Origin of the sequence: Pseudomonas sp. UBA6315, from assembly GCF_002438125.1 — a bacterium.
Lineage (GTDB): Bacteria > Pseudomonadota > Gammaproteobacteria > Pseudomonadales > Pseudomonadaceae > Aquipseudomonas > Aquipseudomonas faucium.
Window position 1 is genome coordinate 1 of the sequence record NZ_DJTF01000074.1, and the last position, 10,247, is coordinate 10,247.

Genomic DNA, 10,247 nt, shown 5'->3' on the forward strand with positions numbered 1-10,247 from the left:
ACATGGGGACTCCGGCCGGGGCTCTGCGCCCGGGCATGTTCAACGCAATGGGCACAATTGTGCCGCATTCGCGCCCGCAGTGCACGCGGGCGCGATAATCAGGCGTGCAGGCTTACTTCTTGAACCGTTCGGTCAGCGCCTCGGCCACCACCGGGTGGACGAACTTGGCAATATCGCCGCCCAGCGCGGCGATTTCCCGGACCAGGGTCGAGGAAATGAACGAATAGCGCTCCGAAGGCGTGAGGAACAGGCTCTCGACGTCGGGCGCCAGTTGCCGGTTCATGTTCGCCAGCTGGAACTCGTATTCGAAATCGGACACTGCACGCAGGCCACGCAGGAAGACGTTGGCGCCCTGTTCCTTGGCGAAGTGCGCCAACAGGGTGGAGAAGCCGATGACTTCGACGTTCGGCAGGTGCTTGGTGACCTCACGGGCCAGCGCCACCCGTTGTTCCAGCGGGAACAGGGGGTTTTTCTTCGGGCTGGCCGCCACCGCGATGATCACGTGGTCGAAAAGCCGCGAGGCGCGTTCGACCAGGTCGCCATGGCCTTTGGTAATGGGGTCGAAAGTACCCGGGTACAACACTCGGTTCATCGCGTCATCCTGGCTGGGAGTGCGTTGGGGAGTCGGATGGTAGCGCAGCGATTGCGCCCGGCCAAGTCATGCGGCCGGCTGATGGCACTATAGACAGCCGGTGTATTTGTTGTCATGCACTCTGTGCCAGGCGGCTGGCCAGGGCTTCGCTGAGCTTGGCGCTGAGGGCGTACACCGACAATTGCGGGTTGGCGCCAATGCTGGTGGGGAACAGCGAGCCGTCGTGGATCGACAGGTTTTCCAGCTGGTGATGCCGCCCCAGGCTGTCGCACACCGCCTGGCGCGGGTCTTCACCCAGGGCGCAGCCGCCCATCACATGGGCACTGCCCAGGCGCGTGCGGAACAGCTCCAGGCGCAAGCCGTCGATCATCCCTTGTGCCTGCGTAAGGCTGGTGGCGGCATGGGCGTCGCTGTGCACCGGAGTCACCTGGGTGGCGCCGGCGGCGAACTGGATCTGCGCCATGCTGCGATAGGCCCGGCGCAGGCCATCGCGCAGGTAGTCGGTGACGGGGTAGTCGAGCACCGGCGAGCCATCGCCGCGCAGCTCCACCGAGCCACCCACGCTTTGCGGGTGGAAACCGTCGCGCAGCAGCGCCAGCATCACGTGGGTATGCGGCAGCTCGGCCATGCGCTGGGCATTGTCGCGGCCATGGCCGCCGAGCAGGGTGCTGGCCAGCGCCGGGTGCAGCGGCGGCACTTCCAGCTTGTAGCCCACCGCGCCGTCGGCCCCGTCCTGCCACTGGAAGTGGTCGCTGTAGATGGACTGCGGGGCGCCGTAGAACGGGTCGATGCGTTGGTCGAAGCGGGCCGCGCTGAAATTCACCAGGTGCAGGAAGGTGCGCTGGCCCAGGCGGCCATGGGGGTCGGGCGCCTGGGAGCGCAGCAGCAGCGCCGGGCTGTTGATGCCGCCACCGGCGAGCACGTAGTGCCGGGCCTGCACCCGGATGCTGCGCCCCGTTGGCTGTATGCCCTGGGCATCCAGGGCCTGGCAGTGCAACTGGGCGATGCGCTCGCCGTTGTGCTCGAAGCGTTCGGCGCGCGCCAGGTACAGCAGCTCGCCGCCATTTTCGAGCAGGGCGGGGATGCGCGTGACCAGCATCGATTGCTTGGCGTTGACCGGGCAGCCCATGCCGCAGTAGCCGAGGTTCCAGCAGCCGCGCACGTTGCGCGGTATCACCGCCCAGCGGTAGCCGAGCTGCTCGCAGCCGCGGCGCAGCACGTCGTTGTTGGCGTTGGGCGGCATGGCCCAGGGGCTGATGCCCAGGGCCTGTTCGATGCGCTCGAACCAGGGGCGCAGGTCATCCTCGCCCAGGCCTTGCACGCCGTGCACAGCGGCCCAGTGCGCCAAGGTCGGCGCGGGGGTGCGGAAGCTCGACGTCCAGTTGACCACGGTGGTGCCGCCCACCGCGCGGCCCTGGAGGATGGTGATGGCGCCGTCCTTGCTCATGCGGCCCAGGCCTTCCTGGTACAGGCTGGCGTAGGCCTCGTTCTCCAGCAGGTGGAAGTCGCTGCTGGTCTTGAGCGGGCCTTCCTCGATCAGCAGCACCTTGAACCCGGCGGCGCTGAGCATCTGCGCGCTGGTGGCGCCCCCCGCACCGCTGCCGATCACGGCGATATCGGCCTGCAGGGTCAGGTCGTGCTCCAGGCGTGAGGCGTCGTGGGTGATCCAGCCGCGTTCGAGGCCTTGGCGAAACGGGTCAGTGACAGGCATGGCAGGGGACCTTGCTGTGGGTCAGATTTTCGGTGGGCCGGGGTAGCCGCAGGCGGCCCAGGCTTGCGGGCGCTCGTACCAGGCCATTTGCAGCAGTTGCAGCAGCGAGGCGTGGCCCATGCGCAGCAGGTTCAGCGAACTGTCCTGCCAGCGCTGCAAAAATGCCGTCACCTGCTCGCCGTCGGCCTGCTCCCAGGCACCCCAGACACCGGTCAGCGGCCCGCGGGTCAAGGGCAGGCTGAGCACGTCGAACAGTTGCCGGGTGAGCTTGAGCATTTGCGGGGACAGCGCGGCCAGCTTGTGGTCGAGGCTGTGCAAAACCTGCACATCGCTGGCCGCGGTGCCGGCCAGTACCACCGGGATCAACGCCCGCAGCAGCGGCAGGTCGTCGGCGCGCAGCACCTGATAACCGCTGGCCGGCGCCTGAGGGCTGCAGCCCACCAGGCTGGCGGTGGCCAGGAAGGCGCTGGCGCCCAGGCTGAAACGCAGCAGATCGCGACGGAGCATGGCGCCGGCCTCAGCGGATGAACAGCTTGTAGACCAGGCGCTGCAAGGCTTTGCCATAGGGCGGGTAGATCAGCCGTGCCGCGTTCAGGCGCTGCTTGGCGAGCACCGCCTTGGCCTTGCTGAAGGTCATAAAGCCCTCGTGGCCGTGATAGTGGCCCATGCCGGAGGGGCCGATGCCGCCGAACGGTAGGTCGTCCTGGGCCACATGCAGCAAGGTGTCGTTCAGGCACACGCCGCCCGAGTGGCTGTGCTGCAGCACATGCGCCTGCTCGGCCCGCGAGTAGCCGAAGTAATACAGCGCCAAGGGGCGCGGGCGCTGGTTGATGTAGGCCAGGGCCTGGTCGAGGCTGTCGTAGGGCACCAGCGGCAGCAGCGGGCCGAAGATTTCGTCCTGCATCACCTGCATGTCGTCGCTCACCTGCAGCAGCAGGTGTGGCGGCAGGCGCCGCCCCTGGCGCGGCTCGTCGGGGTACAGGTCGATAACCTCGGCGCCCTTGGCGCGGGCGTCGTCCAGCAGATGCTGCAGGCGCTGCAACTGGCGTGGGTTGATGATGGCGCTGTAGTCGGGGTTGTCGGCAATGCGCGGGTAGAAGCGCCGGACGGCGTTGCGGTAGGCATCGCCGAAAGCTTGCAGGCGCTCGCGCGGCACCAGCACGTAGTCGGGGGCGACGCAGGTCTGGCCGGCGTTGAGGGTCTTGCCGAAGGCGATGCGCTCGGCGGCGGTGTCCAGTGGCACGCTGGCCGAAACGATGGCCGGTGATTTGCCGCCCAGCTCGAGGGTCACCGGGGTCAGGTTTTGCGCGGCGGCCAGCATGACCTGGCGGCCGATGCTGGTGGCGCCGGTGAACAGCAGGTGGTCGAACGGCAGCCTGGCGAAGGCCTGGCCCACCTCGACGTCGCCCAGCACCACGCTGACCAGGTCGGCGGGAAATACCCGCTCCAGCAGCGTTTGCAGCGCCTGGGCGCTGGCCGGGGTGGCCTCGCTGAGCTTGAGCATGACCCGGTTGCCGGCGGCCAGGGCGCCGGTCAGCGGGCCGATGGCGAGAAACAGCGGGTAGTTCCACGGCACGATGATCCCGACCACGCCCAGCGGCTGGTACAGCACCCGCGCGCTGGCCGGCTGGAAGGCCAGGCCGACGGCTCTGCGCGCAGGGCGCATCCAGCGCCGCAGGTGGCGCTCGGCGTGGCGGATGCCTTGCACCGAGGGCAGCAGCTCGGCCAGCAGGGTTTCATCGGCGCTACGCCCGGAGAAGTCCGCGTCGATGGCTTCGATCAGCTGCTGCTGGTCCGCCAGCAGCGCCTCGCGCAGGCTTTTCAGCCATTGCCGCCGTTGCGCCAGGGGCGGCATCGGGTTGCCAGCGAACGCCAGGCGCTGGGCGGCGAACGTCGCTTCCAGGTCGGTGTCGGAATGCACAGCAGGCATGGCGATGGGCGAGGTCACGAAGGCATCCTCTGAGGGTTGAGAATGCCTAGAGCCTATACTCTAATTTGTACCATGGTGCGACTTTTTTCAGCCGGCCTGGCGGTGCACGCAAGGCGTGTTACACCGTAAGATGAGCCATTACCGTAAGCCTGCAGACTGGGAGCTGAGCATGGCCCCGCGCATGAAGACCCGAGAGCGCATCGTGCAGAACAGCCTGGAGCTGTTCAACCAGCAGGGCGAGCGCAGCGTCAGTACCAACCACATTGCCGCGCACATGGAAATTTCGCCCGGCAACCTGTACTACCACTTCCCCAACAAGCAGGCGATCATCGCGCTGCTGTTCAGCCAGTACGAAGAGCTGGTGGACAGCTTCCTGCGCCCGCCGCAAGGGCGCGCCGCCACAGTGGAAGACAAGCGTTTTTACCTCAAGGCGCTGCTGGCGGCGATGTGGAACTACCGCTTCCTGCACCGCGACCTGGAGCACCTGCTGGACAGCGACGCCGAGCTGGCTGCCCGCTACCGGCGCTTTTCCGAGCGCTGCCTGCGCCAGGGCCAGGCGATCTACCGCGGCTTCGTCGACGCCGGGATCCTGGCCATGGAGCCTGCGCAGATCGAATCGCTGACCATCAATGCCTGGATCGTGCTGACGTCCTGGGTACGTTTTCTCAGTACCACCCGCGAACATTCCGCCCACCTGGGTGAAGAAGCCTTCAAGCGTGGCGTCTATCAGGTGCTGGTGCTGGAGCTCGGCTTCGTCACCGCCAACGCCCGCAGCGCCGTGGACGCGCTGTGCCAGGAATTCCACGTACCGTTCAATCAGGCCCTGGAACACTAGCCAGGGCCGTCGTGCCATCGATCAGGAGAGAGTCATGCCCCTTGCGCAATTGATCACCCCGCAACAGCTGGCCGAGCGTCTGGACTCGCCCAAGCTGGTGATCCTGGATTGTCGTTTTGCCCTGGAGGATGTGGATTACGGCCAGCGCAGCTATGCCGAGGGGCATATTGCCGGCGCACATTTCGCCGACCTGGAAAGGGACCTGAGCGGGCCGGTGAGCAAGGGCCGCACCGGCCGCCACCCGCTGCCCGACCCGCAGCGGCTGGTCGAGCGCCTGCGTGAATGGGGCTTGGACAACGACAGCGAGGTGGTGCTGTACGACGACGGCCCCGGTGCCTTCGCCGCTCGCGCCTGGTGGCTGCTGGCCTGGTTGGGCAAGCGCACTGGCGTGGCCATCCTCGATGGCGGCCTCAAGGCCTGGCACGCGGCGCACCTGCCATTGAGCCTGGACGCAGCGCAAAAGCGTGAAGGCGCGTTCACCGGCGAGGCAGACGCCAAGCTGCTGATCGATGCCGAGCACCTGGCCAAGCGCCTGGGCAGCCCGGAGCTGACCTTGATCGACGCCCGTGCCTTGCCGCGTTTTCGTGGTGAGGTGGAGCCGATCGACCCGGTGGCCGGGCATATTCCGGGTGCCCAATGTGCGGCGTTTACCGACAACTTGGCTGCCGATGGGCGTTTCCTGCCGCCGGAGCAGCTCAAGCAGCGCTTTGCCGAAAAACTCGCTGGGCGCTCACCCGAGCACCTGGTGGCGTACTGCGGGTCGGGGGTGACGGCCTGTCACAACCTGTTCGCCCTGGCGTTGGCGGGGTATCCGCTGGGGCGCTTGTATGCCGGCTCCTGGAGCGAGTGGATCAACAACCCGAAACATGGTGTGGCGACTGGCGAGTAAGCAGGCCCGGCCCCATCGCCGGCAAGCCGGCTCCCACAGACACCCCCGCATGCCTTGAGGGCTGCGGGCAACCTGTGGGAGCCGGCTTGCCTGCGATGGGGCCACTGGAAACCTATTGACCCTCCACCAGCCACTGCGCAATCCGCCGCTCGAGGTAATACCCAGGATTGCGCAGGCTACCCTCGACAAACCCCACATGCCCCCCGCGCTCATGCAGCTCGAAGTGCGTCTGCGGTGCCAGTTCGCTGAGCGTCGGCAGGCTGCTGCGCGACACGAAGGGGTCATCCAGCGAGTGGATGATCAGCGTCGGCGTGCGGTTCTCCCCCAGGTAATAACGGCTCGATGAGCGCCGATAGTAGTCGTGGGCATCGCTGAAGCCGTTGAGGGGCGCAGTGATCCTGCCGTCGAAGTCCCAGAAGGTGCGCAGGTTGCGCAGCGGCCCCAGGCGCTCCAGCGCGGCCAACCCCTCGTGGTGGCCCAGGTCGCGGAAGTGGCGCTGCTTGGACTGCACGTAAGCCATCATCTCGCGCATGAAATGCGCCTGGTAGACCTTGGAAAAGCCCTGGCCGATGCGGTCCGCGCACTGGTCCAGGCGAAACGGCACCGACACCGCCACCGCCCCTTCGAGCTGGCTGGCGCTGCCGCTTTCACCCAGGTACTTGAGCAATACATTGCCGCCCAGCGAATAACCCACGGCATACAACGGCGCCATCGGCCGCTCGGCGCGCAGGTGGGCGACCACTTCTGCCAGGTCTTCGCTGGCGCCGGAGTGGTAGCTGCGCGCCAACAGGTTGGGTTCGCCCGAGCAGCCGCGCCAGTTCACCGCCACGCTGGCCCAGCCACGAAGCTGCAACGACTGCTGCAAGCCTTTGACATAGGGCGAGTGGGACGAACCTGTCAGGCCGTGCAGCACCAGCACCAGGGGTGCGTCGGCCTGGTGCGGGCCATGCCAGTCGAGGTCGAGGAAATCGCCGTCCGCCAGCCACAGGCGCTCGCGATTGCGTGCGAGCACCGGCAGCTTGCGCCACAACGGGCCCCACAGGGTCTGCAGGTGGGGATTGGACAGGCCGATGGCCGGGCGGAAGGACGCGGTGAGACTGGGCATGCTGGGCGACTCGTGTTGTGCCTGCCTAGAGTGCCACGAAACCTCACCGCCGTACCTGCGCTATTGGTCGGTTGTGCTGCGCTGCCAAAGGGCGTAGTACACCTGGCCGGTCTTCTTTTCGCGATGCAGGCGCCAGTTGCCGGGCATCTGCAGGGTCGAGGGCGCCGCCTCGCTCTCGGTGTAGATCCAGGCCTGCTCGCGCAGCCACTGGTTCTGCTCCAGCAGGTTGCAGGTGTTGGCCAGCAGGTCCTGGTGGAACGGCGGGTCGAGGAGCACCACGTCGAACTGCAGCTTGGCCGGGCCTTGCAGGTAACGCAGGGCATCGGTCTGCAGGATCTGCCCGCGCGGGCAGCGCAGCAGCTCGAGGTTGTTCTTCAGGTTGCTGATCGCGGCCGGGTTGCTGTCCAGGGCCACGGCATCCTCGGCGCCGCGCGACAGCGCCTCGAGCACCAGGGCACCGCTGCCGGTGAAGGCATCCAGCACCCGCGCCCCTTCGATGTGCGGGGCCAGCCAGTTGAACAGGGTTTCACGCACGCGGTCGGGCGTCGGCCGCAGGCCTTCGCCGTCGGGCACCGCCAGGCGGCGGCTGCGCCACTGGCCGGCGATGATGCGCAGGTGACCCTGGCCCTTGCTGTGGCCCGGCTGCGGGCGGGCGGGAGGGGTGGATCTAGGCATTAGTGCTCCGGTACGCCGAGCGGTTGCTCGGCGGGTTTGTCTGTGGGGGCTGGCAGCGGCTTCTGCGGCACATCAGGGCCAACGGTGACGATCACCAGCTTGTCGGCTACCAGGTGCTTGTTCATTGCCGCCTTGACCTGCTCGACGCTCAGCGCCTGGGATTGCTGCATGAAGTCTTCCAGCCAGGTCAGTGGCAGGTTGTAGAAGCCAATGGCGCCCAGCTGGCCGACGATGCTTGCATTGCTGGCGTTGGACAGCGGGAAGCTGCCGGCCAGTTCACGCTTGGCATCGTCCAGCTCTTGCTGGGTCGGGCCGCTTTTCAGGTAGTCGGCCAGGATATCCTGAACCAGCTTGAGCGTGCCCTGGCTGAGTTCGGCGCGGGTCTGCAGGTTGATCATGAACGGGCCGCGCACCTGCATCGGGCTGAAGACCGAGTATACGCCGTAGGTCAGGCCGCGCTTTTCCCGCACTTCGCTCATCAGCCGGGTGCCGAAGGCGCCGCCGCCGAGAATCTGGTTACCCAGCGACAGGGCCGGCCAGTCCGGGTCCTGGCGGTCGATGCCAAGCTCGGCGAGCATCAGGTGGGTCTGCTTGCTGGGGAAGTCGATGTGGGTGATGCCAGCCTTGGGCTCGACCGGCTGGGCCGGTTTGGGCAAGGCCGGGCCTTTGGGCAGGGCGGCCGAAACCTGGGCGGCAACCGCTTCGGCTTCTTCGCGGCTGAGGTCGCCGACCAGGGCGATCACCGCGTTGCCGGCGGCATAGGCCTTGGCGTGGAAGGCGCGCAGCTGCTCCAGGGTGATGCCCGGGATGCTTTCGGCGGTGCCATCGCTGGGCTGGCCGTAAGGGTGGTCGCCATAAAGCTTGGCGAACAGCGCCTTGCCGCCGATCTTGCCGGGGTTCTGCTTTTCGTATTCGAAGCCGGCCAGCAGCTGGTTCTTGATGCGCTTGAGCGCGTCTTCCGGGAACGTCGGCTTGCCGGCCACTTCAGCGAACAGCTTGAGCGCCGGGTCGCGCTTGTCCTTGACGCTCAGGCTGCGCAGCGAGGCCACGGCCATGTCGCGGTAGGCACCATTGCCAAAGTCCGCACCGAGGCCTTCGAAGCCCTCGGCGATGGCGGTCACGTCCTTGCCGGCCACGCCCTCGTTGAGCATGGCGTTGGTCAGGGTGGCCAGGCCTGGCGTGCCGCCGTCCTGGCTGCTGCCGGCGGCGAAGGTCACGCGCAGGTCGAACATCGGCAGCTCGCGGGCCTCGACGAACAGCACCCGGGCACCTTCGGCGGTGGTCCAGTTCTGGATGTTCAGCTGGCGCCGGCTTGGCGCCTTGCCGTCCAGCTCGGCCAGCGACTGCAGGGTATTGGCTGGGCGCGCTGCCGTTTGCGCCTCGGAGTGGGCCGGGCGGGCGAGGACGGCGGCCACGGCCACCACCAGTGCGATGATGCCCGCGCCGATCAGGGTGTAGCGTGGTGCGCTGCGATCACTCATGAGCGGACTCCTCGGGCAGTACGTGGGCAACGCTCAGGCGTTCGCGGGTGAAGTAGGTGCGGGCGGCGTTCTGGATGTCTTGCGGGGTGACCTGCTTGAGCTCGTCCAGCTCGCTGTCGATCAGCTTCCACGACAGGCCGACGGTCTCCAGCTGGCCGATGGTGGTCGCCTGGCTGTTGATCGAGTCGCGGTCATAGACCAGCCCTGCGATCACCTGGGCCCGCACACGCTCCAGTTCTTCGGCGCTGGGCGGGGTGGTCTTGAGTTCGTCGAGCAGCTGCCAGATGCCTTTTTCGACGTCGGCCAGGGTTTTGTGCTTCTGCACGTTGGGCGTGGCCGAGATCAGGAACAGGCTGTCGCCGCGGGTAAAGGCGTTGTAGCTGGACGAGGCGCCGGCCACCAGCTCCTGGCCACGTTCCAGGCGTGCCGGCAGGCGGGCGCTGTAGCCGCCATCGAGCAGCGCCGAGATCAGGCGCAGGGCGTGCACGGTGCGTGGGTCCTTGGCCGTGGCCAGGCCCGGGGCGTTGAAGCCGTAGATCAGGCTCGGCAGCTGGGTGCGCACATGCAGGGTCAGCTGGCGCTCGCCGGGCTCGGCCAGCTCCAGCGGCAGCTTGGCCGGGGGCACGCTGCGCTTGGGGATGGCGCCGAAGTACTTCTGCGCCAGGCCTTTGACCTCGTCGGCGGTGACATCGCCCACCACCACCAGGGTGGCGTTGTTCGGTGCGTACCAGGATTGGTACCAGTGGCGCAGTTCCTCGACCTTCATGCGTTCCAGGTCGGCCATCCAGCCGATGGTCGGCGTGTGATAGCCGCTGGCCGGGAAGGCCATGGCGCGGAACAGCTCGAAGGCCTTGGAGCTTGGCTGGTCATCGGTGCGCAGGCGGCGTTCTTCCTTGATGACCTCGATTTCCCGGGCGAACTCGTCGGCGGGCAGGCGCAGGCTGGCCAGGCGGTCGGCTTCGAGCTCGAAGGCCACCGGCAGGCGGTCGCGCGCCAGCACCTGGTAGTAGGCGGTGTAGTCGTCGCTGG

At 67.3% G+C, this 10,247-nt stretch carries 10 protein-coding genes; 2 read left to right on the forward strand and 8 right to left on the reverse strand.

The features are described 5' to 3' along the window. Positions 1–112: 112 nt before the first annotated feature. The 4 genes from coaD to B3E94_RS09165 form a co-directional block, all read right to left on the reverse strand. Positions 113–592 (reverse strand): pantetheine-phosphate adenylyltransferase, encoded by a 480-nt coding sequence (gene coaD, locus B3E94_RS09150; RefSeq protein WP_176515742.1) that lies wholly within the window; start codon positions 590–592, stop codon positions 113–115. Between the two features lie 112 nt (positions 593–704). Continuing rightward, positions 705–2,303: a GMC family oxidoreductase gene (locus B3E94_RS09155; protein ID WP_286913180.1), complete on the reverse strand. Its 1,599-nt coding sequence runs from the start codon at positions 2,301–2,303 to the stop codon at positions 705–707. 21 nt (positions 2,304–2,324) lie between these two features. Continuing rightward, complete coding sequence (locus tag B3E94_RS09160; RefSeq protein ID WP_176515746.1) at positions 2,325–2,810, reverse strand: twin-arginine translocation pathway signal protein; 486 nt, start codon at positions 2,808–2,810, stop codon at positions 2,325–2,327. Between the two features lie 10 nt (positions 2,811–2,820). Beyond that, positions 2,821–4,251, reverse strand: a complete 1,431-nt coding sequence (locus B3E94_RS09165) for a coniferyl aldehyde dehydrogenase (RefSeq protein ID WP_286913181.1) — start codon at positions 4,249–4,251, stop codon at positions 2,821–2,823. 151 nt (positions 4,252–4,402) lie between these two features. Here B3E94_RS09165 and B3E94_RS09170 point away from each other — a divergent pair, with 151 nt between their 5' ends. Together B3E94_RS09170 and B3E94_RS09175 are read left to right on the forward strand one after the other, a co-directional pair. Next, positions 4,403–5,068: a TetR/AcrR family transcriptional regulator gene (locus B3E94_RS09170; RefSeq protein WP_176515756.1), complete on the forward strand. Its 666-nt coding sequence runs from the start codon at positions 4,403–4,405 to the stop codon at positions 5,066–5,068. Between the two features lie 34 nt (positions 5,069–5,102). Next, positions 5,103–5,957: a sulfurtransferase gene (locus B3E94_RS09175; protein ID WP_236236018.1), complete on the forward strand. Its 855-nt coding sequence runs from the start codon at positions 5,103–5,105 to the stop codon at positions 5,955–5,957. Between the two features lie 112 nt (positions 5,958–6,069). On the opposite strand, the gene B3E94_RS09180 is transcribed toward B3E94_RS09175, so the two are convergent. The 4 genes from B3E94_RS09180 to B3E94_RS09195 form a co-directional block, all read right to left on the reverse strand. Continuing rightward, complete coding sequence (locus tag B3E94_RS09180) at positions 6,070–7,062, reverse strand: hydrolase (protein ID WP_176515752.1); 993 nt, start codon at positions 7,060–7,062, stop codon at positions 6,070–6,072. 60 nt (positions 7,063–7,122) lie between these two features. Further along, positions 7,123–7,737 (reverse strand): 16S rRNA (guanine(966)-N(2))-methyltransferase RsmD, encoded by a 615-nt coding sequence (gene rsmD / locus B3E94_RS09185; protein WP_286913183.1) that lies wholly within the window; start codon positions 7,735–7,737, stop codon positions 7,123–7,125. Continuing rightward, positions 7,737–9,218 (reverse strand): M16 family metallopeptidase, encoded by a 1,482-nt coding sequence (locus tag B3E94_RS09190; RefSeq protein ID WP_286913184.1) that lies wholly within the window; start codon positions 9,216–9,218, stop codon positions 7,737–7,739. Before B3E94_RS09190 ends, rsmD begins: the two co-directional genes overlap by 1 nt. Continuing rightward, positions 9,211–10,247 (reverse strand): M16 family metallopeptidase (locus B3E94_RS09195; RefSeq protein WP_286913185.1); only part of this gene is annotated, 1,037 nt, incomplete at its 5' end. The genes B3E94_RS09195 and B3E94_RS09190, both read right to left, overlap by 8 nt.